The sequence below is a fragment of the Streptomyces bluensis genome (assembly GCF_014650715.1).
Classification (GTDB): Bacteria; Actinomycetota; Actinomycetes; order Streptomycetales; family Streptomycetaceae; genus Streptomyces; species Streptomyces bluensis.
Genome location: NZ_BMVM01000002.1, coordinates 926,728 through 951,699, shown reverse-complemented (window position 1 = coordinate 951,699; position 24,972 = coordinate 926,728). Strand labels below are relative to the sequence as shown.

Below are 24,972 nucleotides of genomic sequence, written 5' to 3'. Positions count from 1 at the left end.
GACCCCTGACGGTATGACCTTCTGAGCCGGAGGAGCAATCTTCCACGGGAGCAACCGGCTGAAAATAGGCATATCGGTCAGGTGTCGGGCGTCCAGTCGGGCGTCCACCCACCGAAATGCCGCGACATCTGCCCCTCACGCTCACGTAGATTGCAGACACCGGCGGGTCGGAACTGGGGAAATGCGGGGATACGCGTGTCTACGGCAAGGCAGGGCGTCGCGGGACGGCAGGGCGTGGCGGAAGCGCACAGGGTCGTCGTCAAGGTGGGCTCCTCGTCCCTGACCACGGCGGCCGGGGGCCTGGACGCCGACCGGGTGGACGCCCTCGTCGATGTGCTCGCCAAGGCCCGAGGAACGGGGGTGGCCCGAAGGGCCTCGGTTGAGGGTGGGGGTGAGAGGGAGATCGTGCTGGTGTCGTCCGGTGCCATCGCCGCCGGGCTCGCACCGCTCGGCCTGCGCCGGCGCCCCAAGGACCTCGCCCGGCAGCAGGCGGCCGCGAGTGTCGGCCAGGGCCTCCTCGTGGCCCGTTACACGGCCTCCTGCGCCCGGTACGGCATCCGCGTCGGCCAGGTGCTCCTCACCTCCGACGACATGAGCCGCCGCGCCCACCACCGCAACGCCTCGCGCACCCTCGACAAGCTGCTGGCGATGGGCGCGCTGCCGGTCGTCAACGAGAACGACACCGTCGCCACGGACGAGATCCGCTTCGGCGACAACGACCGCCTCGCCGCGCTCGTCGCCCATCTGGTCCGGGCCGATCTGCTGGTCCTGCTCTCGGACGTGGACGGCGTGTACGACGGCGACCCCGGCAGGCCCGGCACCTCGCGGATAGCGGAGGTACGGGGGCCCGAGGACCTCGCCCACGTCGAGATCGGCAGCACGGGCAAGGCCGGCGTCGGCACCGGCGGCATGGTCACCAAGGTCGAGGCCGCCGGGATCGCCACAGGGGCAGGCGTCCCCGTGGTCCTGACCAGCGCGATCCACGCGGCGGACGCCCTCGCCGGCCGTGACACCGGCACGTACTTCCACCCCACGGGCAAGCGTTCCGCCGACCGGCTGCTGTGGCTCCAGCACGCCTCCACCCCGCAGGGCTCGCTCACCCTCGACGACGGGGCCGTGCGTGCGGTCGTCGAGGGCCGCAAGTCGCTGCTGCCCGCGGGCATCGCGGCGGTCGAGGGGGAGTTCACCGCGGGCGACCCCGTGGAGCTGCGGGACGGCGAGGGGCGCGCGGTGGCGCGGGGGCTCGTCAACTTCGACGCCAAGGAGATCCCCCGGCTGATCGGCCGCTCGACCCGGGAACTGGCGCGCGAGCTGGGTCCCGCGTACGAACGAGAGGTCGTACACAGGGACGACCTGGCCCTGCTTCACCCCTGACCGGACGCGCCCGGAACGGCCGAATCACAGGCTTCCGGCATGCCACGTTCCGTAAAACCGCCACGCGGAGCCGTCCGGCCTGCTCAACTTTGTTGCAGGGAGATTCCGCCCGGCCAAGGCCCGGTCATTGCGAAAAGGAGGCCGTCGTGAGACGAGTGCGCCCTGGGGCGGCGGAGTCCCGCGGTGGTGGTGCCTCCCCCGGGTCCGGCGAGGAGCGCGCGCTGACCTGCGTCGCGACCTCGGACGCGTACGACGGGCAGCCCTCCGGGCAGCGTTCCGAGCGGCCGTCCGGCGTGGAGGAGCCGACGGACGTTCCCCGGCTGTGGCACGTGACGCTCAGTGTCTCGGGCGGCGAGGCTCCGCTGACGGAGGTACGGCGCGGCCTCGAACAGCTCGCCCACGACCACCCCTTTCTGCTGACCAGCCGCTACGCCACCGACCACGCCGAGATCCGCTACTGGGAAGAGGCCCGCGACCTGCACGACGCGGCCGCCGTCGCCCTGCGCCTGTGGGGCGAGCACCGCCAGAGCGCCCGGCTGCCGCCCTGGGAGATCGTCGGCCTGGAGGTCATCGACCGCGAGACGTACCACCAGCGCGTCGCCGAGGGGCACGGACCGCTGCCTGCGACGCCAGTCGGGGTGCATCCCTTCTGAGTGACCTGTGTGACATGAGTGACCTGTGTGACCGCTCAGTGGCGCCCGCGCGTCCGGGAGGGGCGTGCGAGCCGGAGCGCGGCACCTTTCACGAGGCTTTGGGCGCCGTTGGGCGCCTGTCTCGCGCTGTGGGATAGCCGATGGACGTCTCCGCCCGGCGCACTACCCTTCCAGCATGACCACGCTCTCGCCGTACGACGCCATGTCCCCGGTCATCCGGGTCGCCTACCGCGCCAAGGCCGCCGCGGCCGACCTCGCGCCGCTGCCGCGCGCCGAGAAGGACGACGCGCTGCTCGCGATCGCGGACGCGCTGGAGGTCCGCACGAGCGAGATCGTCGCGGCCAACGCCCAGGACATCGAGCGTGCCCGCGAGGCCGGCACCAGCGAGGCGATCATCGACCGGCTGACGCTGACCCCGGAGCGGGTACGGGCCATCGCCTCCGACGTGCGCGACGTCGTGTCGCTCCCCGACCCGGTCGGCGAGGTCGTCCGCGGCTCCACCCTGCCGAACGGCATCGACCTGCGTCAGGTGCGCGTCCCGCTGGGAGTCGTCGGCATCATCTACGAGGCCCGGCCGAACGTGACCGTCGACGCCGCCGCCCTGTGCTTGAAGTCCGGCAACGCGGTGCTGCTGCGGGGCTCGTCGTCCGCCTACGAGTCGAACACGGCGCTCGTCCGGGTGCTCCGGGACGCCGTCGGCGGTGCCGGGCTGCCCGCCGACGCCGTGCAGCTCGTACCCGGCGAGAGCCGTGAGTCCGTACGCGAGCTGATGCGTGCCCGCGGCCTCGTCGACGTCCTCATCCCGCGCGGCGGCGCCTCCCTGATCCGTACGGTCGTCGAGGAGTCGACCGTCCCCGTGATCGAGACGGGCACCGGCAACTGCCACGTCTACGTCGACGCGCACGCCGACCTCGACATGGCGATCGAGATCCTGATCAACTCCAAGGCCCAGCGGGTGAGCGTCTGCAACGCCGCCGAGACCCTGCTGGTCCACCAGGACATCGCCCCCCGGTTCCTGCCGCGTGCCCTGGACGCGCTGGCCGACGCCGGGGTGACCGTGCACGGCGACGAGCGCGTGCTGGCCTACGCCAAGGACACGCGGGCCACCGTCGTCGAGGCCACCACGGACGACTGGGAGACCGAGTACCTCTCGTACGACATCGCCGCCGCCGTCGTCGACTCGCTCGACCGGGCCGTGGAGCACATCCGGCTGTGGACCTCCGGGCACACCGAGGCGATCGTGACGACCTCGCAGCAGGCCGCCCGTCGCTTCACCCAGTTGGTGGACTCCACGACGGTCGCGGTGAACGCCTCCACCCGCTTCACGGACGGCGGCCAGTTCGGCTTCGGGGCCGAGATCGGCATCTCGACGCAGAAACTGCACGCCCGAGGGCCCATGGGGCTGCCGGAGCTGACGAGCACGAAGTACATCGTGACCGGCGACGGACACGTACGGCGCTGAGCAGGTGCACGGGGAAGGGCATCGCTGACGACGGTCACGTTCCCGCGAACCGTCTTCGCACAGCGGATGGATTTCCTTACCGTCTGCCCAAATTACCCCCTCAGGTCTACCCTGGAAGCGTGCCGGAGGACGTGGGGGGCACGCCGTTCCCTGACGGCTGGGAGCCCGACGACGACCGCGACCGCGGAGGTATGGACGAAGAGTTCGCCTCCGTGGTGTTCGACGAGGCCTTCGTACGGGCGGCAGTGGTGCACGAGCCGACCGCCGTCGAACGCCTCCTGGCCGCCGCCCAGGCGCGCGCCGAAGCGCAGGAGGCCGAAGCACGCCGGGCGCACACCAGAGGCGCGCGAGGCGACGACGAGCTCTATGAGGACGGCTACGGACCCGACGGCGATTACGGCCACGACCGGGACCTCGACGACCTGGACGACGCGGAGATCCTGGAGGGCCGCTACGGCGAGCCATACGGCCGGGCGTACGGCAAACAGGCCCGCTGGCACCGGCCCGTCGCCTGGGTCCTCGCCCTCGTGATGGGCATCGGCATGGTCGCCCTCGCCTTCACGGCCGTGTACCGCGGCGCCTCCTCGGGCGGCCGCCAGGACCAGGTCCCACCGCCCGCCTCCACCGGGCCGGAGCAGGGCGGCGCGACGGCTCCCACGGGCCCCTCGGCCTCGGCCGACTATTCCCAGCCACCTGTCTCCGCGGTGCCGCGCACGCCCTGAGACAGGGCCGCTCCGCGGTTCGACGACCGTTCGAAAACCTGGTGGGAACCTGTCAGAACTTGTCACTCAGCCGGGCGTTTACCTGGGCCTCAACAGACCTACTCTCAAGGTATGGGCGGGCCAGGAGACCCACCCGAGGGGCCGCCCGAGGGCGCTCCCGGTGGTGGAGAGGACGAGTACCGATCCGTCGTCTTCGACGAGTCGTTCGTTCGTGCTGCCCGCCTCCAGGAGTTCTCCGCCCAGGAGCGCATCGGTGACCACGCCCCCGCCGTACGCCGCCGCCCGTCCCTGCGGCGCGGCCTGTCGCGGCAGGCGCTGATCCTCGTCCTGTTGATCGCCGTGGCCTTCGGCACCGCGATCTACATGGGCATGCGCCATCCGTACCAGACACCGGCCGCCGAGCCCGCCGACCCGCTGCGGATGACCGTCATCCCGCTCGCGCCCCAGGCCCGCGTACCCGGCTCCGCGAACCCCGAGAAGCTGTACGCGCACAGCCCGGCCGCCCAGTTCCGCGTGGGCGCCGAAGGCGTCACCATGCCCGCCACCCGCCGCACCGCTCACTTCTCGGACAGCCAGGTCGTCACGGCGCTGAGCACCGCCAAGGACTACATCGTGGCCTCCGCCCTCGCCCCGGAGGTGCTGAGCGGGGTGTCCGTCCGGCCCGCGCGAATGCTGCTCGACCCGCAGCAGCTGGACCAGTTCGACCAGAGCTTCGAGCGCCCCACCGCCGACGGACGGCACGCACCCACCGGCTGGCTGGTCCGCTTCGACCCCTCCCGTGCCGAGCTCGCCGACACCAAGATCCGCGTCCAGGGCACGCTGCAGGCCGCCGAGTACGACGCCAGCACCCTTGAGGTCGTCGCCGACCACACCCTCGTGTACGCGCTGCGGCCCGCCGGCTCCGACGCCAGTGCCAAGGCCTCGCTGTTCACCGTCCGGCGCGAGCTGCAGTTCCGCTTCGACAACGACGACCTGCGCACCCACCAGGCCGAGCTCGTCGCCTCCTACGTCCAGGCCGGCCCGCTCTCCTGCTCCGAGGACTCCACGAACCACCTGCGCCCGCTGCTCGCCGGTCAGGCGGCCAGGGAGGGCGGCCCGGCCGGTACGGACCCCTTCGCCACGGGCAGTGCCACGGCCCTGTGCGGGTCACTCGCACAGAGCGCGCAGCCAGAGGTGTGACCCGCGGTCACGCGTGCCGTCCGGTCACGCCTCGTCGTCGGGGCGCTGCTTGTCCTTGGGTGAGCCGCCACCGCCGCCCGCGAAGCCGCCGAACCCTCGCCGCACCCGGCCGCCGAGGTCGCCCGCGAGGTCGCCCGCGCCGCCCGCGATGTCGGTGACCAGCTTCATCAGCGGGTCCTTGGAGTTCTTCACATCGCTGGCGTAGCTGGCCGCCGACTGCCGGAACGAGTCGGTCACCGAGGTGTCCTTGTCCTCACTGCGTCGCGGGTAGTGACCGTCCATGATCCGCTGGTAGTCGCGGGATTCCGCCCACGTCTTCAGCTCGGCCGCGCGGACGGTGGTGAAGGGGTGCGAGCGGGGCAGGACGTTCAGGATCTTCAGCACGGAGTCGCGCAGGTCGCCCGCCGCCTCGTACTCATCGGCCTGCGCGAGGAACGCGTCCACGTTCATCTCGTGCAGGTGGTTGCCGCCCGCGATCTTCATCAGACCGCGCATCGAGGCCCGCAGGTCCTGGCCGACCAGCAGACCCGCGCGGTCCGCGGACAGCTCCGACTTGCGGAACCACTCGCGCAGCGCCGTCACGATCGCCATGATCGCGAGGTTGCCCAGCGGGATCCACGCCACCCGCAGGGCCAGGCTGGTCAGGAAGAGCAGGATCGTGCGGTAGACGGAGTGGCCCGAGAGGGCGTGGCCCACCTCGTGACCGACGACCGCCCGCATCTCCTCCTCGTCGAGCAGCTCGACGAGCCCCGTCGTGACGACGATGATCGGCTCGTCCAGGCCTATGCACATCGCGTTCGGCTGCGGGTCCTGGTTGACGTACATCGGCGGGACCTTCTCCAGGTCCAGGATGTAGCAGGCGTCCCGCAGCATGTCGTTCAGGTGTGCGAACTGCGCGTCCGAGACCCGTACGGAGTCGGACAGGAACAGCAGCCTCAGGCTGCGCTCGGGCAGCAGACCGCTGAGCGCCTTGAAGACCGTGTCGAAGCCGCTGAGCTTGCGCAGGGCCACCAGGGCCGAGCGGTCCGCGGGATGTTCGTACGCCCGCGAGGAGATCCCCTCGAAGCGCCTGCGCTGCCTGCCGGGCACGTTCTCGCGCCCGTTCTGCTCGTGGCTGTCGTCGGACATGTGTCCCCCATGCGTCTGATGGCCCTGATACGTCCCATGGCCCTGTGTGCCCCCCGAGGCGGGTTCCAGCCTAGGCGGAGATACCGTGACAGGGCAGCACACCCGATAGGAGCGATCCCATGGAGCACGTCCCGGCAGCCCGCTGGATCACCGAGGCCGCGACCGCGGCCGAGACGCAGGGTCCGGGCAACCTGCTGCGCGTCGTGCTGATCGTGATGATCGTCGGATGCGTCCTGGGCGCGTGGTTCCTGCTGCGCGGTTACCGGCGGGACGACGACTGACGGTCGGTTCCGGTGTGGTCTCGGGCGGGCTGTCTCGTACATCCGGGGGAGTGCGGTCCCGGGACGCCTGGGTGGCGGGCTCGTACAGGGAATGCGTACGGACGCGGCGGGGGTCCCGTTCACCGCGTTCGCGGCGGCCCTGCCTCCCTGCGGCGGAGTCGGGGTGATCGCGGCGGAGGCGCCCGCATACGATGGGCCGGAGTCTTAGTCCCGATCCCACACCCGGATAGGTCCAGCCGACGATGAGCATCCACAGCACCGCTGCCCAGTTGGTCACTCTCGCCTCCGAGGGCGAGGAGCACGGCGGCAATCACGAGAGCCTCAGCCCCTACCTGACCGGCGGCGGAGCGCTCTTCGTGCTGCTGCTCCTGCTGTGGATCACCACCCGTTTCAACCGGGACCGCTGAATCCCCGCAAAAGGACGTTCGACCGGGGCGCGTCGGCTGGGCCGGTAGGGTCTGCACGCATGGGAGAGCAGGAAATGCCTACCGGTCCGGAGCACACCAAGGCGAACGGTCCGGAGCACGACACGGAGCACGAACCGGCGATAGGCCAGGTGAGGGGCCCCGGAAACGGCTCGTCCGCGACGGGCCGGCGACGCCTCGGCGTCATGGGCGGAACGTTTGACCCGATCCACAACGGGCACCTCGTCGCCGCCCAGGAGGTGGCCGCCCAGTTCCACCTCGACGAGGTCGTGTTCGTACCGACGGGCCAGCCGTGGCAGAAGACCCACCGCAGGGTCTCCCCCGCGGAGGACCGCTACCTGATGACCGTCATCGCGACCGCCGAGAACCCCCAGTTCTCGGTCAGCCGCATCGACATCGACCGCGGCGGCCCCACCTACACCACGGACACCCTGCGTGAACTGCGGGCGCTCAACCCCGACACGGACCTCTTCTTCATCACCGGCGCCGACGCGCTGAGCCAGATCCTCACCTGGCGTGACACGGACGAGTTGTTCTCCCTCGCGCACTTCATCGGCGTCACCCGGCCCGGCCACACCCTCGCCGACCCGGGCCTGCCCGCGGGTGGCGTCTCTTTGGTCGAGGTTCCGGCCATGGCCATCTCGTCCACGGACTGCCGTGCGAGGGTCGCGAAGGGCGATCCCGTCTGGTATCTGGTGCCGGACGGTGTGGTGCGCTACATCGACAAGCGGCAGCTGTACCGCGGCGAGTGAGCCGAGAGGGGCACCGGTGAACGACCGATACGACGCTGGCTACGGGGGCGACCAGTACGAACTCGTCGGCTATGACGACTTCGGGCAGCCTGTGTACCGGCAGGTGCCCGCCCAGCCCTCCCCGCAGGGACCCCACCAGGGATACGACCCCTACGGCTCGGGTCCCCAGCAGCAGCCGCAGGGCTACGGCTACGACCCGTACGCGGCCCCCTACGACGCGAACCACGCGAACCACGCGAGCCAGCAACCGTCGGCCTTCTACGACCCCTACGACCCGTACCGGACCGCTCCCGCCGACGGGTCAGCGGGGACCGGCTCCGGCTACGACCCGTACGACCCCTACGGGCAGCAGGCCTCCGGCACCGGGCAGCAGCCGCGGGCCGCGGGCCGGCAGGCCCATACCGCCGAGCAGACCGCCTACATCCCGCAACAGACGCGGTCGGCCGGCGCTCCTGAAGGCAGTGGGACCCGCCCGAGCGACGCGGCCGCCGGCCCTCCGGCCGGCGACGGACCGCCTCAGTACCCGTCCGTCGGCCGCTCGGACGAGCCGGCCGGTGGCCGTGACGCGCACGGCGACGACCCGGGCTACCGCACCGAGCAGTTCGCCTTCGTCGAGGAGCCCGACGGCAACTCCGAGGACGTCATCGACTGGCTGAAGTTCACGGAGAACCGCACCGAACGCCGCGAGGAGGCCCGGCGCCGGGCCCGCAGCCGGATCGTCGCCCTGGTGGTGACCCTCGCCCTGTTCGCCGTCGGCGGCGTCGGCTACCTCTGGTACACGGGCGCACTGCCCGGGACGTCCTCCGAGGAGAAGGCCGGTACCCCGACGGCCGCGGGCGCACAGAAGCGCGACGTGCTCGTCGTCCACCTGCACAACACGGCCAAGGGCGGCACGTCCACCGCGCTGCTCGTGAACAACACCACCACGAAGCGGGGCGCCACCGTCCTGCTCCCCAACTCCCTCGCCCTGACCGACGACGACGGCAACACCAGCACCCTCGCCAAGTCCGTCGAGGACGACGGGTCCTCCGGTACCCGGGACGCCCTCGACACCGTCCTGGGCACCAACATCGAGGGCAGCTGGCGCCTCGACACCCCGTACCTGAACAACCTCGTCGAACTCGTCGGCAACATCGACGTCGACACCGACGCCACGGTGCCCGCCCCGGACGCCAAGAAGGGCGAGACACCCCTGGTCAACAAGGGCAGGGCCCAGACCCTCAGCGGCAAGATGGCCGTCGCGTACGCCACCTACCGCGCGCCCGGCGAGAGCCAGAACGCCCAGCTGAAGCGGTTCGGACAGGTCATGCAGGGCGTGCTGCGCAAGCTGTCCTCCGACGCACAGGCCGCCACCACCACCGTGCAGACACTGGCCCAGATCCTCGACCCCCCGCTGACCGACAACGACCTCGGGACCTTCCTCGCGAAGCTCGCCGAGCGGGCCAAGGGCGGCGACTACCAGACCGACCTTCTGCCGGTCCAGCAGGACGGCACCCTGAACACGCAGGCCTCCGACAGCGTGGTCAAGGACGTGCTCGGCGGCACCGCGAAGAGCCCCGACGCGGGTGACGCCGTCCGGGTCGGCATCAGGAACGCCACCGGCGCCAAGGACGCCACCGAACAGGCCCGCGTAGTCCTGATCAACGGCGGCTACACCTTCCTCGACGCCGGCACCGCCCCCGCGGCCCAGACCGCGTCCCGGGTCACCTATGCCGACGCCGCGAGCAAGGACGACGCCGTCGAGGTCGCCAAGACCCTCGGCCTGCCCGTCGGCTCCGTCCAGAAGGGCAGGACCACGTCCAACGCCGACATCTCGGTCGTCCTCGGCCAGGACTACGAGGGGAGCGCCGCCGAGGGTTCCTCGGGGTGACCGTACGACGGCTCGTAGCGTGCCCGACCGGGTGATCAACCGGGTGGACGTTAAACCCTGGGGAGCCCTCAGGAGTCCGTGAGACCCTTGAGGTAACCCTTGAGGGTTCACTGACCGTCGATCGAAAGCCTTGTAGTGACCGCAACCGACCGCTCTCTCGAACTCATCAACACCGCCGCCCAGGCGGCCGCCGACAAGCTCGCCCACGACGTCATCGCCTACGACGTGAGCGACGTACTCTCCATCACGGACGCCTTCCTGCTGGCCTCCGCACCCAACGACCGCCAGGTCAAGTCGATCGTCGACGAGATCGAGGAGCGGCTGAACAAGGAACTGGACGCCAAGCCCGTACGCCGCGAGGGCGACCGCGAGGCCCGCTGGGTGCTCCTCGACTACGTCGACATCGTCGTCCACGTCCAGCACAGCGAGGAGCGCGTCTTCTACGCCCTGGAGCGGCTCTGGAAGGACTGCCCCGAGCTGGAGCTGCCGGCCGACGCCAAGGCCACCCGCGGCAAGGGCGAGCAGCACGCCAGGCTGCGCGCCGCCGAGGAGGCCGCCGAGCTCGGCGGGGAGCTGCGGTGAGCGCCGCGCCGGGGACAGAGGCGGCCGACCGGAAGTCCGGGCGCGGCCGCCGCGTCATCCTCTGGAGGCACGGCCAGACCTCGTGGAACCTGGAGCGCCGCTTCCAGGGCACCACGGACATAGAGCTCACCGGGACGGGTGTCGGACAGGCCCGCCGCGCCGCCCGGCTGCTCGCCTCCCTGAAGCCCGACGCGATCCTCGCCTCCGACCTCAGCCGCGCCGCGGCCACGGCCGCTGAGCTGGCCCTGCTCACCGGTCTCGCCGTGACGCACGACGAGGCGCTGCGCGAGACCTACGCGGGCGCCTGGCAGGGGCTGACGCACGAGGAGATCATCGAGCGGTACGGCGAGGAGTACGCCGCGTGGAAGCGCGGTGAGCCCGTCCGCCGCGGAGGCGGCGAACTGGAGACCGAGGTCGCCGACCGCGCCGCCCCGGTGGTGCTGCGGCACGCCGACAAGCTGCCCGCGGACGGCACCCTCGTGGTGGCCAGCCACGGCGGGACCATCCGCACCACCATCGGACGTCTCATCGGCCTGGAGCCCCACCACTGGGAGAGCCTCGGCGGCCTCTCCAACTGCTGCTGGTCCGTCCTCGGCGAGGGCGCCCGCGGCTGGCGCCTGCTGGAGCACAACGCCGGCACCCTGCCGGAGCCGGTGCTCGGCGACGACGACTGACGCCCCTCGGCGGAGCGGCCGCAGGGCGACCGGCACGCTCCGTTGGGAGAGCGGGACCGGATTTCACTTTCCGGCTGGTCGCAGGCTAGAGTTCTTCTTGTTCGCCCCGCCGAGCGGGGCGAAACACCATGTGGCTCCACCACATGGCAGCAAGGGGCTATAGCTCAGTTGGTAGAGCGCCTGCATGGCATGCAGGAGGTCAGGAGTTCAATTCTCCTTAGCTCCACAGATCGACACCTTTCAGTTGTCGAGCATCAGTACCGAAGGTCCCGCCCCGTCAGGGGGCGGGATTTTTCGTATACCGGGCTGACTGGGCTGACTGGGCTGACCGGGCTGGACATTGCGAGCGTCGAACGCCGCCCGCTCGTACGGGAGTTGCGGCGACGCGGGCCCGGCCGGCGGACCGCTGACCGCGGTCGCGGCCTTCGGCACACTCTTCCCGCACCGGCTTGAGTCACTTGGGCTTCCGGGGCGTATACCTCTGCGGACGCCCTTCTCGCATGCGTGTGCGCACTGGCGGGCCGGCAATCCTGGGCGCCGTGTCCGGACTGGTACGAAGGCGTCGCTGACCGTATTGGTCCGGCCGTGGCAGAATCAAACGGCCGGAAGGGGGCGCGGCCCGACGGGAGGGAGAAGCGATGCCTGGGAGCATCCGCGGGGAGGTCGGCCACCTCCTCGTACCGGTGGTGACACGGAAGAAGGCCACCCTCCTGAACTGCCCTTCCTGCGGCTCACTCCAGGTCGCCCAAGTCCTCGGCGACAACGGGGGGATCTCCTACGTGTGCACGACCTGCGGCCACAGCTGGAGCTGAACGATGGGTGCACACCGGAGGAAATGCGACTGGTGCGGCAGCGGCACGCCCATCGTCCGCGACATGGAACCCGTCAACCACGCCTACCAGTACTGGTGCGAGGAATGCGCGCGGGCGCTGATCATAAAAGGCGACCCGATCGAGACGTACCGCGAGCTGGAGGGTGAGCCGATCTACGGTCGGCTTCTTGAAGAGCACTGCACGCTCAAGCGGTTCTACTCGTTCGTGACAGCCTGATCCGTAGTGCCGTCACGGCAGTTGGGCCTCGGTCGCCCGGGGCCCGCGGTGCGTACCAGCGGACATCGTCGACCGTATCCGGACAGAACGGAAACGAATTGGTGATGCCCCCGGACGACCGTGTAATGTTGGCGTCGCCGCCAGGGAAACCGGGCGACAAGGTCAACAGGCGGTTCCGCCGCTTGACCGCGAGGGGCTATAGCTCAGTTGGTAGAGCGCCTGCATGGCATGCAGGAGGTCAGGAGTTCAATTCTCCTTAGCTCCACAACTCACGGAAGAGATCCCGTCCGATCGGATTGATCGGGCGGGATCTTTGCTTTCCGGAGCCACGTCGTGAGGGGGCCACCGTGACACGGTGGCCCCCCTCACGACGATGTGCTCAGCGGCCGCTGCCCAGGGCTCGGCGGCCGCGGCCCTGCGAGAGGACCGGCAGGTTGCGGGACGGCGCGGAGCCGCGGGTGTCCTCCTCGATGCGCAGGGCCAGCGCCGGGCAGCGGCGTACCGCGCGCAGCGCCTTCGCCTCGGCGTACTGGGGCACCGACGCCTGCGCGACGGTCGGGAAGCCGTCGGCGCCCAGTTCGAAGACCTCCGGGAGGATGTCCGCGCACAGGCCGTGGCCGCGGCACAGCGTCCAGTCGACGAAGATCTTCTGACGGCTGGCGCCGTTCTCCTCGTCGGCCATGCCGCCGGGGATGCCCGTAGGGGCCCTGCCGCCCTCGAAGAGCGGCAGAACGCCCTCCACGGGTCTTCCACAGCCGTTCCCGAGGACGTGGGCCGCCAGGTCGTCCGTGAACGCCTTGATGGTCGACTCCAGGAACATCGCGGAGCCGTCCGGGTGCGAGCACGCGCCGCGCCGCTTCACGTTCTTGGCGACCTGCTTGAGGGCCTCCAGGGCGGCCGGGCCGCCGCCGTTGAGAATGTCCTCCATACCGCGCGCGGCGGCCGGCAGACCGAGATAGCAGGGACCGCACTGTCCCGCGCTCTCCTCGGCCAGCCACTTCGCCACCTGAAGCGACTCGCCCAGCGGGCAGGTCTCCTGGGTGATCGGGAGGATCGCGCCCGCACCGAGCGCACCTCCCACCGCGTCCAGGGAGTTGCGCGAGACGATCGCCTCGTTGACCGTCGCCGCGTCGATCCACTTGCCGTGGTAGCCGCCGGTCAGCACACCCTGCGGGACCGGCGGGGCGCCGGCGAGTTGCAGGACGTAGCGCAGCGGCACGCCCGTGGGCGCCTCGACCACCATGGGGCGGGCGACCGCACCGGAGATCGTGAGCATCACGGTGCCCGGCTCGTCGTACAGGCCGGTGTTGCCGTAGCGCTCGGAGCCGATGCGTGCGGCGATCGCGAGCTGGGCGAACGTCTCGGCGTTGGAGAGCAGCGTGGGCGCGCCCCCGACGCCGCTGCGCGAGGCACTGGTCTTGCGGCCCGGCGGGATGGCCGGGCCGCCGTCGATGGAACGGATCAGCGAGGCGGCGGCACCGGTGACCATCCGCACCGGATTGCGCTGCACACTCGCGCGGATGGCCGCACCGCGCCGGTTGCTCAGCCCGCGCTCGGAGAGGGCGGCCTCCATCGAGCGCTGGGTGGATTCACGTGTCACCCCGACGACGAGTTGTCGGGCGCCCAGAGCCTCCGCGACCAGCAGGGCGCCGTCGAGGATGAGGTGCGGGGCACGGTTGATCAGCACCGTGTCCTTGCGGCAGGCGGGTTCGTCCTCGCTTCCGTTGACGACGACCACCGGCCGGATGCCGCGCTTGATCGCCGATTCGGCGACCGACCGCAGCTTCTTGTGGAAGGGGAAGCCCGCGCCGCCACGCCCCTTCAGATTGATCCGCTCGGAGAGCTGGGCGAGTTGCTCGCCGCCCATCGGTTCGAGCGGACCGTGCACCTTGAGGTGCATGGGGAGGTCGAGTCTCTCGACGAGGTCGAAACCCGAGGTGAGCTGTGGAAGCCCCACCACGCGGACTTCGGGGACGTCGGGAAGGGCCTCGTTCACTTAAAGCCTCCGGAAGGCGCGTTCCAGGGTTCGCCTGAGCCCGGCCTCTCGTAGTCGTACGAGCCGGGCAGCGTTTCAGTGGCGGGACCGCTGTTGTACGTGTCGTTCGGGTTGTACGTGCCGTAGGGGGCGTTCGTCTCAGCCGTTCCGTAGGAAGTTTCGGGAGCCCCCGCGTACGTCTGGCCCGGATACGCCTGACCCGCGAACGTCTGGCCCGCGAAGGTGTCCTGCATCGGGTCGTACGCCGACGGGGGTGCCTCGCCGACCGGCGGCGGGGACGGGGCCGGCCAGCGGGTGCCCGTGGTGGAGCTCTCGTCGTAGCGCGGCATGGCCTCGGTGGGCTGCATGTCCAGCGGCATGTCGATGCGCTGGGTCGGCTCGGGCGTCAGGGGGTCCTGCGCGCGCGGGGAGGCCGACACGGCACGGTACGCGGCCGCGAAACCGCGCGCGGGGTCCGGTGCGTCGGCGCGCGCGCCGGAGTCGTAGAGGCTCGGCGACGGGGACGGCGTCCGCTGCGGGGGCACCATCGTGTCGCCCAGGGTGCTGCCTCCGCGCGCGCCCATGCCCGGCAGCGGCGAGTCGGCTCCCCGGCCGCGGTCCGGGGCCGCGCCACGGCCCAGGTCTCCGCCGCGACCTGCGCCCGCGCCCATCGTGGCCTCGGCCATCCGGGCACGGCTGGCGTCCAGCTGCTCGCGTCCCGGCCGGGTGTCGGTGCCGAGCACGCTGACGATCGTGTCGGCCACCCGGCGCTTGAACGGGCGAGGAGCCGCGCGCAGCATGAGGGCGCCCGCGACGCCGACGAGGCACACGCTGTAGAGGATCACGAAGACCGGCTTGGCCTCTCGACCGGCGTAGAGCCCGTGGACCAACGCGAAACACCAGGCCGGGTAGGCCAGCATGTGGAACACCCGCCAGCGCGCCGCGACCTCCGCTCGGGTCATGAAGGCGCTGCGGAGCGCACCGGTGAGAGCCGTGGTGATCATGAGCAGTCCGGCGATGGAGCCGAAGGCGATGAGTATCGCGGTGCCCGTGAAGCCGAGGCTGAAGGGGATGAGCGCGGCGTAGAACGGCGCGTGCTCCAGCGCGACCTTCACCGTGACGTGCAGCAGCAGGAACGCGACCGAGGCGATGGCGGTCGTGCGGTGCACGGCCTGCGAGACGATGCGCTGACGCGTACTGAGGAAGAGCCGGTCGCTGGCGACCAGCCCCCAGATCACCGAGCAGGAGAGGGCGACCAGCGACAGCACACCGGCGCCGAAGTCGAGGAACTCACGTACTGCGTCACCTCCAGCCAGCACGATCACAGGTATGAGCAGCAGAGCGGCAGCTGTCGCAACCCCATAGGCCGAGCGGCCCGTCTTGGGGAGCGAGCTGTTACTACTACGAGGGTTCATGGGGGCAACTCCGAACGGTTCGGGAAAGCGGTCCCGTGCCTCGCACTCTAAGTGGAGCCAAACCGAGCGGTACGGGGTTTGAGTTATTGCCTCGTTATCAAGGGGGTAACTCACATGGGTGATGCACCATAGTGACCGTTACGCGAAGTAACTTTTGAATAATGTTCAACTTTTTTGGCTGGTTCCGATGGCCGACAGTCGGCGTCCGTGCCCGGGGAACCTCGTCGCGGCGCGCGCGGGGGCTGCGGTATCCTGGCGCCATGCGTGCCGTACGCCTTCTGCTTAGCGAGCCGCGCTGACCAGTCCCGGCCACGGGTGAATCGTGGTCGGAGTCGGCGCGGCGTCCCCTCCTGTGTGAGGGGATTTTTCGTTTCTCGAACAGCCGCTGGCAGAGACGATCGATGGAGCTTTGAGGATCATGAGCGAGACGAACCCCGCTGCCGCCGCCGCTGTGTCGGCGGAGGCAGCGCCGCACCGCTACACGGCCGCCGTCGCGGCCGAGATCGAGGCACGCTGGCAGGACTTCTGGGACGCCGAGGGCACGTACGAGGCGCCGAACCCGAGCGGCGACCTGGCGGGCGAGCCGGACGAGGCCGCCAAGCCCAAGAAGTTCATCATGGACATGTTCCCGTACCCCTCGGGTGCGGGCCTGCACGTCGGCCACCCCCTGGGCTACATCGCCACCGACGTGTTCGCCCGGTTCCAGCGGATGACCGGCCACAACGTCCTGCACACCCTGGGCTTCGACGCCTTCGGCCTGCCCGCCGAGCAGTACGCCGTGCAGACCGGTACGCACCCGCGCGTGTCCACCGAGGCCAACATCGAGAACATGAAGGTCCAGCTGCGCCGGCTGGGCCTGGGCCACGACAAGCGCCGGTCGTTCGCCACGATCGACCCGGACTACTACAAGTGGACCCAGTGGATCTTCCTGCAGATCTTCAACTCGTGGTACGACGACGAGGCCAGGAAGGCTCGCCCGATCTCCGAGCTGATCGACCTGTTCGCGACCGGTGAGCGCGCCGTACCCGGGCACACGCGCGCGTGGAGCGAGCTGAGCACCGCCGAGCAGGCCGACGTCCTGGGCGAGTTCCGCCTGGCGTACGCCTCCGACGCGCCGGTCAACTGGTGCCCCGGCCTGGGCACCGTGCTGGCCAACGAGGAGGTCACCGCCGACGGCCGCTCCGAGCGCGGCAACTTCCCCGTCTTCAAGGCCAAGCTGCGCCAGTGGAACATGCGCATCACCGCGTACGCCGACCGGCTGCTGGACGACCTGGACACGCTGGACTGGCCCGAGGCCATCAAGCTGCAGCAGCGCAACTGGATCGGCCGCAGCGAGGGCGCCCGCGTCGACTTCCCGATCGACGGCGAGAGCATCACGGTCTTCACCACACGCCCGGACACCCTGTTCGGCGCGACCTACATGGTGCTGGCGCCCGAGCACCCGCTGGTCGAGAAGTTCACCCCGGACACCTGGCCGCAGGGCACGCACCAGGTGTGGACCGGCGGTCACGCGACCCCGGCCGAGGCCGTCGCCGCGTACCGCGCGCAGGCGGCCTCCAAGTCGGACGTGGAGCGGCAGGCCGAGGCCAAGGACAAGACCGGTGTCTTCATCGGCGCGTACGCGACCAACCCGGTCAACGGCGAGCGGATTCCCGTCTTCATCGCCGACTACGTGCTGATGGGCTACGGAACCGGCGCCATCATGGCCGTCCCGGCCGGTGACCAGCGCGACTTCGAGTTCGCGCGCGCCTTCGAACTGCCGATCCGCTGCATCGTCGAGCCGACCGACGGCCGCGGCACGGACACGTCGACGTGGGAGGACGCCTTCGCCTCGTACGACGCGAGAATCATCAACTCCTCGAACGACGGAATCAGCCTGGACGGCCTGGGCGTCGTGGACGCCAAGGCACGCATCACCGAGTGGCTGGAGCGCGAGGGCGTCGGCGAAGGCACCGTCAACTTCCGGCTGCGCGACTGGCTGTTCAGCCGCCAGCGCTACTGGGGCGAGCCCTTCCCGATCGTCTACGACGAGGACGGCGTCGCCCACGCGCTGCCCGAGTCGATGCTGCCCCTGGAACTGCCGGAGGTCGAGGACTACTCGCCGCGCACCTTCGACCCGGACGACGCCGACACCCAGCCCGAGACGCCGCTGTCACGCAACGAGGAATGGTCCAACGTCACCCTGGACCTGGGCGACGGACGCGGACCCCGCAGGTACCGCCGCGAGACCAACACCATGCCCAACTGGGCCGGTTCCTGCTGGTACGAGCTGCGCTACCTGGACCCGCACAACAGCGAGAAGCTGGTCGACCCGGCCATCGAGCGGTACTGGATGGGCCCGCGGGAGGGCATGCCGCACGGCGGCGTCGACCTGTACATCGGCGGCGCCGAACACGCCGTACTGCACCTGCTGTACGCGCGCTTCTGGTCCAAGGTCCTGTACGACCTGGGGCACATCTCGTCGGCCGAGCCGTTCCACAAGCTGTACAACCAGGGCATGATCCAGGCGTACGTCTACCGCGACAGCCGTGGCATCGCCGTACCGGCCGCCGAGGTGGAGGAGCGCGACGGCGCGTACTACTACCAGGGCGAGAAGGTCACCCGCCTGCTGGGCAAGATGGGCAAGTCCCTGAAGAACGCCGTCACTCCCGACGAGATCTGCGCCGAGTACGGGGCGGACACCCTGCGCCTGTACGAGATGGCGATGGGCCCGCTGGACGTGTCGCGGCCGTGGGACACGCGCGCGGTGGTGGGCCAGTTCCGGCTGCTGCAGCGACTGTGGCGCAACGTCGTCGACGAGACGACCGGCGAGGTCACCGTCGTCGACACCGAGGACGCAGCCATCGACGTGGACACCCTGCGGGCGCTGCACAAGGCCATCGACGGCGTACGCCAGGACCTGGAGGGCATGCGGTTCAACACCGCGATCGCCAAGGTCACCGAGCTGAACAACCACCTGACCAAGGCGGGAGGCCCGGTGCCCCGGTCCGTCGCCGAGGCGCTGGTGCTGCTGGTCGCGCCGCTGGCCCCGCACATCGCCGAGGAACTGTGGCGCAAACTGGGCCACACCGACTCGGTCGTCCACCGCGACTTCCCGGTCGCCGACCCCGCGTACGTCGTGGACGAGACCGTGACCTGCGTCGTGCAGATCAAGGGCAAGGTCAAGGCGCGCCTGGAGGTGCCGCCGTCCATCTCCGAGGAGGAACTGGAGAAGGTGGCGCTGGCCGACGAGAAGGTCGTCTCCGCGCTGGCCGGTGCAGGGATCCGCAAGGTGATCGTGCGGGCGCCGAAGCTGGTGAACATCGTCACGGCGTAATGCCTTCGGCGTACCTCCGGGGGCATGCGCAACGTATTTCCGGGGGCGTGCGGAGCGTACCTCCAGGGGGCGTGCGCACGGCTCGGGGCGGTCGGGGTGGTCCCTTACGGGCAGGTTCGGGGTTCTGCAGGAACTCCCGGCCTGCCCGTAGCGTTTACCGTGGAAGAACAACGCAACAGCTGCCGAGCGCGTCGGAGGAGGAGCATCGTGGAGGCCGTGATCACCGTGATCGTCCTGATCTTCGTGCTGTTCCTGGTGCTGGGCGCGTATGCCACGGTCAAGGTGGTCGGCGCCGCCAAGCGCGGTGTGGACCGCACCATCGAACAGGCACGCCGCACGGTCGAGGACACCACGCTGCGCGCCAAGAGCCTCACTCAGCCCGGAGCGGCGGGCGAGCTGGCCGATCTTCGGCTCAGGCTGCGCACGACGATGCGGGCCACCCAGGACGCGCTGCACGCGGGCGTGGCGGAGGACGAGTCCCTGAGGGAGTCGCTGGGTCTCTTCCAGCGCCTCAGCGCGCACGGGCACGAGCTGGACGACGCGCTGAGACGTCTGGAGTCCGACCCGGACCGCGCCAAGCTCGCCGAGCGGCTGCCGGACCTGCGGGAGCGCACCGGGCGGATCATCAAGGCGGCGGACTCCTTGCGCTGGGCGGCGCACGACCGGGCCCGCCGCTTCGCGGAGGAGGACCTCGACGCGCTCAGCGCGCAGATCGACGTCGAGGCGGGCGCACTGCGGCACTGGACGACGGAACCCACGTCATCGGCCGGGGCACACACCCCGCCTCCGGCTGCCACGCCCCCGTGGCCCGAGGCCCCGGCACCCGAAGGCGCCGCTTCGACCGGGCAGACCTGGTCGGAAACCCCCCAGTCCCGCACGGCCGGTGAACCGGCGCGGCCCGCGATCAACCCACCGGGCCCGCGCATCACCTATCCCTGGCAGAAGAAACCCCGCCCCGAGAGCACGACTTGATCCCACCCGTCCCGTCCCACCGCAGGTGGGAGGGGCCGGGCTGCCCCCCGCATGTTTCGGCAGGTAACCTCCAGCTCATGTCCCGCCATGTCGCCATCGTCACCGATTCAACGGCCTACCTGCCGCCACGGACGATGGAGCACCATGGCATCACCGCGGTGCCGTTGACCGTCGTCCTCGGCGACCGCGCGCTCGAAGAGGGCACCGAGATCTCGGCACGCTCGCTGGCCCAGGCACTCCAGAAGCGACGGTCCGTCACCACGTCCCGCCCCAGCCCCGAGCTGTTCGCCGAGACCTACCGCAAGGCCGCCGAATCGGGAGCCACGGGCATCGTCTCCCTGCATCTGTCGGCCGAGTTCTCCGGCACCTACGACGCGGCCGTCCTCGCGGCACGGGACGCGCCCGTGCCCGTACGCGTCGTCGACACCGGAATGGTCGCCATGGCGCTGGGCTTCTGCGCGCTGGCCGCGGCCCGGACCGCTGAGGCCGGCGGCACGGTGGACGAGGCGGTCACGGCCGCCGAGAAGCGGGCCGCGGGCACGTCCGCCTACTTCTACGTGGACACCCTCGACTACCTGCGCCGGGGCGGCCGGATCGGAGCCGCGCAGGCGCTGTTCGGCTCCGCCCTCGCGGTGAAGCCGCTGCTGCAACTGGACGGCGGCCGCATCGAACTCCTTGAGAAGGTACGGACGGCGTCCAAGGCGATCGCCCGCCTTGAGGAGATCGTCGCCGACCGTGCGGCTCACGCGCAGGTCGACATCGCCGTCCATCACCTCGCCGCACCCGAGCGGGCCCAGGCGCTCGCGGACCGGCTGCGGGCGCGTGTACCCGGACTGGCCGATCTCCATGTGAGCGAGGTCGGTGCGGTGATCGGCGCGCACACGGGGCCCGGGCTGCTGGGGGCGGTCGTCTCGCCTCGGTGACGGGCGAGTGCCTGGTGTGTTCGGCGTTCGGCGTTCGGCGTTCGGCGTTCGGCGTTTGGTGTGCTCGGTGTGCTCGGCGTGCTCGGGTGTGTTCGTTGTGCTCGTGTGGGTGATCGAGTTATCCACAACCGGCCGGTAATCCACGGGAACTGAGCAAGATCATCGCGAGTGGGCGGGAATGCCCGAACCTCGTCGCATGGCACTTCGATCACCGTCACGCACAGCGACCGTCACCAGCGGCCCGGGCCGTGGGCCCGCCTCCGACAGCCGGGTCCGTCACCGCCGTTCCCTCACCCGGGGCAGGTCCCGACGCCGCCGGGCCTCCGCGGAAGCACTCCGTCTGCGCGCCGAAGCGCTTTTCACCGAGACAGCAAGGGAACGGCGGGAGTTGGGCAACGGCCCGCCGATCCCTCTGAGCGAGCCAGGCAGGCCAGACGGCCCGTCAGTCGGAGCGGCCCGAGCGCCCGGCGCCGACTCGACGATCCCTGTCCCCACTTCGGGGCGGTCGATGGGCGTCAACGGCCGTGCCGACGATGACCAGTTGGGGGTGGCGAGCCTGGATCTCCCCCGAACTGGTGAGCTCGGCGACGCCAGGGTTCCCGCGCAGGCCCCCAGGACGACGTGGCGGGAGCGGATCGGGCCTGCGGTGCGGGAGCGGATGCCGCTGTGGTTGCAGACGAGGTGCGGGCTGGAGCGGAGAAGCGTGCTGGCGCTGAGTGTGGTGCTGGTCGTCGCGGCGGTCTTCGCCGTACAGCATTTCTGGGCAGGCCGGACGGAGCCGGTGAGCGCACCCGAGGTGGTGCGCCCGGCACCGTTCGGCGAACGGGATGAACCGAATGGACAGGGCGAAGGGGAGGGACGGGGCGGCAGGCGGGACGCGGCCGCAACGGGCGCCTTTCCTGGGGCGTCGGCTTCCGCAGCGGGTCCAGCGATCGTGGTGGACGTCAGCGGGAAGGTGCGGAACCCTGGAGTCCGGCGGCTGCCGGCGGGCTCGCGGGTGGCCGACGCCCTGCGGGCGGCCGGCGGGGTCCGCCCGGGCACGAGCACCGAGGGGCTCAACCGCGCCCGCCTTCTCGCGGACGGCGAGCAGGTGGTCGTCGGTGGTCCGGCGCCGCCCGCCACGGGTGTGATGCCGGGAACCGGCGGCGCCGGAGGGGCGGCCGCCGGTGCCGCCCCCGCGGCTCCGGTCTCTCTCAGCACGGCCACGGCGGACCAACTCGACACCCTGCCCGGCGTCGGCCCCGTGCTGGCCCAGCACATCATCGACTACCGCACCCAGCACGGCGGCTTCCGCTCGGTCGACGAACTCCGCGAGGTCAACGGCATCGGCGACCGGCGTTTCGCCGACCTGCGGAATCTCGTACGGCCATGAGAAGGCCGGAGGGAGAACTCGACGCCCTTGCGCGAAGCACGAGGCACGCAGCGAACCCGGCAGACGCGGCAGACTCGGTGGACAGAGCAGACGCGGCGGGCACCGCTGCCGAGTGCCCCGGCGGCCCTGACCGCGCGCCCGTGCACAGCGCGGCCGTGAGCCGGCTGGGCGCCGCGCACCCCAGACAGGAGGGGCCGACGGACCTGCGGCTGGTGCCGCCCGCGCTGGCGGCCTGGGCGACAGCGGCTCTCACGCTCGACGCGCCGGCCGAGTGGGTCATTGGTGTGGTGGCGATCTGCCTGGTCGTGGGCGGTGCCCTGCTCATGGCACGGCGACACCGAATGCACATGCCGGTGCCCGATCGGGCGGCTGACGGGCCCCGGACCAACGGGGCCGAGCGGGTGGGGCGTGGCACGCCGTGGCCCAGGGGCTCCATCGCCGCCGTCCTGCTCTGTGCCGCGGCGGCAGCGGCCTCCGCCGGACTCCACGGGGCGGATCTGCGGCGCGGCCCGGTCCCCGCGTTGGCACGTCAGTACGCGCACGTGACGGCCGATGTCGAGCTCACCTCCGATCCACGGCTCACCCGCCCCCGGATCGGAGGAGACCACGTGGCCCCCACGGCCGTACTGCTGAACGCCGAGGTCCGGCGAGTGAAGAAGCCGGACGGGACGGTCCTCGCGACGCGGACGCCGGTCCTGGTGATCGTGGACGCGAGGTCGGGTCCCAGCGGGGGCGGAAGTTCCCGTGCGGGGAGTGGCGGCAGTCCGCGTGCGGGGAGTGAGGGGAGCCCGGGGGCGCCGGGCGGTGGCTCCGAGCGTGGGGTCTGGCTGTCCCTGCTTCCCTCCACGCGGGTGCGTGTCTCCGCGCAGGTCGTGCCTGCCACGGTCGGTGGGGACCGGATCGGAGCCGTGCTGCGCGTGCGGGGCGGCGGGCCCCCGGAGGTCGTGGCGGAGGCGTCCGGGGTGCAGCGGTTCGCCGGGAGACTGCGGAGCGGGCTGCGGGAGGCTACGGACGGGCTGGACGCGGACGCACGGGCGTTGCTGCCGGGGTTCGTCGTCGGCGACACGTCGCGGGTGCCGGTCGAGTTGGACGAGGCCTTCAAGGCGACTGATCTCACGCATCTCCTGGCCGTCAGCGGGGCCAACTTCACCATCCTCCTCGCCCTGTTCATCGGTCCGCCCGGGCTTGCCCAACGCGTCGAGCGCAGAGGGCTCGCGCCGCGGCTGGGTATCCCGTTGCGGGCGACCGCGCTGGTCGGGGGCGCGCTGACGCTGGGGTTCGTGATCGTGTGCCGACCGGATCCGAGCGTGCTGCGGGCCGCGGCCTGCGGGTCGATCGCGTTGCTGGCCATCGCGACCGGGCGCCGCAGGTCCCTGATTCCCGCGCTGGCGACGGCGGTTCTGCTGCTGGTGCTGTACGACCCGTGGCTGGCCCGCAGCTATGGGTTCCTGCTCTCGGTCCTCGCGACCGGTGCCCTGCTCACCCTTGCCCCACGGTGGAGCGCGGCGCTTCAGCGGCGTCGGGTGCCGCCGGGCCCGGCCGAGGCGCTGGCCGCGGCCGCCGCCGCCCAGGCGGTGTGCGCGCCGGTCGTCGCTGTGCTGTCGGCGCGGGTGAGCCTGGTGGCGGTGCCGTGCAATCTGCTGGCGGAGTTCGCTGTGGCACCGGCCACGGTGCTCGGGTTCGCCACGCTGGCGGCGGCACCCGTGGCGATGCCGGTCGCCAAGGGCCTCGCGTGGTGCGCGAGTTGGCCGGCCGGGTGGATCGCGGACATCGCGCGTACGGGGGCCGCCATGCCCGGTGCGGGAGTGGACTGGCCGGGGAACTGGACGGGTGCGCTACTGCTCGCCGTGGTGACGGTGGTGGTCGTCCTCGTCGGACGGCGGATCATGAGCCGTCCCAGGATCTTCCTGGCGGCCCTCGTGGTGTTCCTGCTCGTGGTGGTGCAGCCGCCGCCACTGACCAGGGTGATCACCGGGTGGCCACCGCCCGGTTGGCGGTTCGCGATGTGCGACGTCGGACAGGGAGACACAACCGTGCTCGCGGCGGGCGCCGGGACGGGGGTGGTCGTGGACGCGGGCCCCGATCCCGCGCTGGCCGACCGCTGTCTGCGCGCCCTCGGCATCACGAGGATTCCGCTCGTCGTGCTGACCCACTTCCACGCCGATCATGTGGCCGGTCTGCCAGGCGTACTACGGGAACGGTCGGTGGGCGCGATCGAGACCACGGGGTTCGAGGAGCCGGTGGACCAGGCCGAGTTCGTGCGGAGACAGGCCGCGGCCCGGCGTATTCCGGTGACGCGGGCCGTGGCGGGGCAGGAGCGGCGCACGGGGCACCTGATGTGGCGGGTGCTGTGGCCGCCGCCGAGCACGGGGCCCGCGCCGGAGGGGCCCAACGACGCCAGTGTGACCATGCTCGTCCGGTCGGCCGGGCTGACCCTGCTGATACTCGGCGATCTCGAACCCACGGCGCAGCGGGCGTTGTTGAGGTCCCCGGCGGCCGTGGAGCTGGGAGCCGTGGATGTGGTGAAGGTCGCACATCATGGCTCGGCCTACCAGGATCCGGACCTCATACGTGCCGTGGCGCCGCGGCTGGCGCTCATCTCGGTGGGGGCCGACAACCTGTACGGGCACCCGGCGCCGAGCACGCTCGCGGCGTTGCGGGCCGGGGGCGCGACGGTGATGCGTACCGACGAGGACGGGGCGATCGCCGTCGCCGGTGCGGCGCAGGGGCTGCGGGTGGCGAGAGACTGACGGCCTCGCGGGGCCCTGGGCAGGTTCCGTCCCGGCTGGTGCTGAGCTGCCGAGTGCTCGACCCGGTGAACGAGCCCGTGCAGCAGGCGGAGTTCGTG

General features: G+C 71.0%; 21 protein-coding genes and 2 tRNA genes. 20 read left to right on the top strand and 3 right to left on the bottom strand.

What is annotated here, in order from left to right; genetic code table 11:
* Positions 1-234 precede the first annotated feature (234 nt).
* From proB to IE262_RS09360, 5 genes are all read left to right on the top strand, one after another.
* On the top strand, positions 235-1,374 hold the full coding sequence (gene proB, locus IE262_RS09380; protein WP_134040527.1) for a glutamate 5-kinase: 1,140 nt from the start codon (positions 235-237) through the stop codon (positions 1,372-1,374).
* Positions 1,375-1,529: 155 nt separating this feature from the next.
* Positions 1,530-2,027, top strand: a complete 498-nt coding sequence (locus tag IE262_RS09375; protein ID WP_189872919.1) for a DUF8830 family protein — start codon at positions 1,530-1,532, stop codon at positions 2,025-2,027.
* Between the two features lie 175 nt (positions 2,028-2,202).
* Complete coding sequence (locus tag IE262_RS09370) at positions 2,203-3,489, top strand: glutamate-5-semialdehyde dehydrogenase (protein ID WP_134040488.1); 1,287 nt, start codon at positions 2,203-2,205, stop codon at positions 3,487-3,489.
* A 119-nt stretch (positions 3,490-3,608) separates the two neighbouring features.
* Entirely contained in the window at positions 3,609-4,211 is a 603-nt protein-coding gene (locus IE262_RS09365; protein ID WP_189872636.1) for an SCO2584 family spore wall biosynthesis protein, read from the top strand.
* A gap of 111 nt (positions 4,212-4,322) precedes the next feature.
* Entirely contained in the window at positions 4,323-5,390 is a 1,068-nt protein-coding gene (locus IE262_RS09360) for an SCO2583 family membrane protein (RefSeq protein WP_134040486.1), read from the top strand.
* 24 nt (positions 5,391-5,414) lie between these two features.
* Here the strand turns inward: IE262_RS09360 and IE262_RS09355 are convergent, their stop codons facing one another.
* A complete protein-coding gene (locus IE262_RS09355) occupies positions 5,415-6,518 on the bottom strand; it encodes a M48 family metallopeptidase (protein WP_134040485.1) in 1,104 nt (367 codons plus the stop codon).
* Between the two features lie 119 nt (positions 6,519-6,637).
* Between IE262_RS09355 and IE262_RS09350 the strand changes: the two genes are divergently transcribed.
* The 10 genes from IE262_RS09350 to IE262_RS09305 all read left to right on the top strand — a co-directional run bounded on the left by IE262_RS09350 (position 6,638) and on the right by IE262_RS09305 (position 12,416).
* Positions 6,638-6,799 (top strand): hypothetical protein, encoded by a 162-nt coding sequence (locus tag IE262_RS09350; RefSeq protein WP_166681757.1) that lies wholly within the window; start codon positions 6,638-6,640, stop codon positions 6,797-6,799.
* Between the two features lie 242 nt (positions 6,800-7,041).
* Positions 7,042-7,206, top strand: a complete 165-nt coding sequence (locus tag IE262_RS09345) for a hypothetical protein (protein WP_166681756.1) — start codon at positions 7,042-7,044, stop codon at positions 7,204-7,206.
* Positions 7,207-7,265: 59 nt separating this feature from the next.
* The gene (gene nadD, locus IE262_RS09340) at positions 7,266-7,976 is read left to right on the top strand and encodes a nicotinate-nucleotide adenylyltransferase (protein ID WP_134040484.1); all 711 of its coding nucleotides are present in this window, start codon (positions 7,266-7,268) and stop codon (positions 7,974-7,976) included.
* A 16-nt stretch (positions 7,977-7,992) separates the two neighbouring features.
* Positions 7,993-9,846 carry an LCP family protein gene (locus IE262_RS09335; protein WP_189872634.1) on the top strand — a complete coding sequence of 618 codons (1,854 nt, stop codon included), beginning with the start codon at positions 7,993-7,995 and terminating at the stop codon, positions 9,844-9,846.
* 135 nt (positions 9,847-9,981) lie between these two features.
* A complete protein-coding gene (rsfS, locus tag IE262_RS09330) occupies positions 9,982-10,428 on the top strand; it encodes a ribosome silencing factor (RefSeq protein ID WP_134040482.1) in 447 nt (148 codons plus the stop codon).
* Complete coding sequence (locus tag IE262_RS09325) at positions 10,425-11,102, top strand: histidine phosphatase family protein (RefSeq protein WP_229877169.1); 678 nt, start codon at positions 10,425-10,427, stop codon at positions 11,100-11,102. The genes rsfS and IE262_RS09325 overlap by 4 nt, the downstream gene beginning before the upstream one ends.
* Before the next feature lie 153 nt (positions 11,103-11,255).
* A tRNA-Ala gene (locus tag IE262_RS09320) sits at positions 11,256-11,328 on the top strand.
* 412 nt (positions 11,329-11,740) lie between these two features.
* Positions 11,741-11,914 (top strand): hypothetical protein, encoded by a 174-nt coding sequence (locus tag IE262_RS09315; protein ID WP_134040480.1) that lies wholly within the window; start codon positions 11,741-11,743, stop codon positions 11,912-11,914.
* Between the two features lie 3 nt (positions 11,915-11,917).
* Positions 11,918-12,151, top strand: coding sequence for a hypothetical protein (locus IE262_RS09310; protein WP_134040479.1), 234 nt, complete (start codon positions 11,918-11,920; stop codon positions 12,149-12,151).
* A gap of 192 nt (positions 12,152-12,343) precedes the next feature.
* A tRNA-Ala gene (locus tag IE262_RS09305) sits at positions 12,344-12,416 on the top strand.
* A gap of 114 nt (positions 12,417-12,530) precedes the next feature.
* Here the strand turns inward: IE262_RS09305 and IE262_RS09300 are convergent.
* On the bottom strand, positions 12,531-14,147 hold the full coding sequence (locus IE262_RS09300; protein WP_189872632.1) for an NADH-quinone oxidoreductase subunit NuoF family protein: 1,617 nt from the start codon (positions 14,145-14,147) through the stop codon (positions 12,531-12,533).
* Complete coding sequence (locus tag IE262_RS09295) at positions 14,144-15,541, bottom strand: ferric reductase-like transmembrane domain-containing protein (RefSeq protein WP_189872630.1); 1,398 nt, start codon at positions 15,539-15,541, stop codon at positions 14,144-14,146. The genes IE262_RS09300 and IE262_RS09295 overlap by 4 nt, the downstream gene beginning before the upstream one ends.
* 418 nt (positions 15,542-15,959) lie before the next feature.
* On the opposite strand from IE262_RS09295, the gene leuS reads away from it, so the two are divergent.
* The 5 genes from leuS (at position 15,960) to IE262_RS09270 (ending at position 24,874) form a co-directional block, all read left to right on the top strand.
* Positions 15,960-18,857, top strand: coding sequence for a leucine--tRNA ligase (leuS, locus tag IE262_RS09290; RefSeq protein ID WP_189872626.1), 2,898 nt, complete (start codon positions 15,960-15,962; stop codon positions 18,855-18,857).
* Positions 18,858-19,064: 207 nt separating this feature from the next.
* Entirely contained in the window at positions 19,065-19,829 is a 765-nt protein-coding gene (locus tag IE262_RS09285; RefSeq protein ID WP_189872624.1) for a hypothetical protein, read from the top strand.
* 77 nt (positions 19,830-19,906) lie between these two features.
* On the top strand, positions 19,907-20,752 hold the full coding sequence (locus IE262_RS09280) for a DegV family protein (RefSeq protein ID WP_134040474.1): 846 nt from the start codon (positions 19,907-19,909) through the stop codon (positions 20,750-20,752).
* A 508-nt stretch (positions 20,753-21,260) separates the two neighbouring features.
* On the top strand, positions 21,261-22,124 hold the full coding sequence (locus IE262_RS09275) for a ComEA family DNA-binding protein (protein WP_373304999.1): 864 nt from the start codon (positions 21,261-21,263) through the stop codon (positions 22,122-22,124).
* Complete coding sequence (locus IE262_RS09270; protein WP_373304998.1) at positions 22,121-24,874, top strand: ComEC/Rec2 family competence protein; 2,754 nt, start codon at positions 22,121-22,123, stop codon at positions 24,872-24,874. The genes IE262_RS09275 and IE262_RS09270 overlap by 4 nt, the downstream gene beginning before the upstream one ends.
* Positions 24,875-24,972 lie beyond the last annotated feature (98 nt).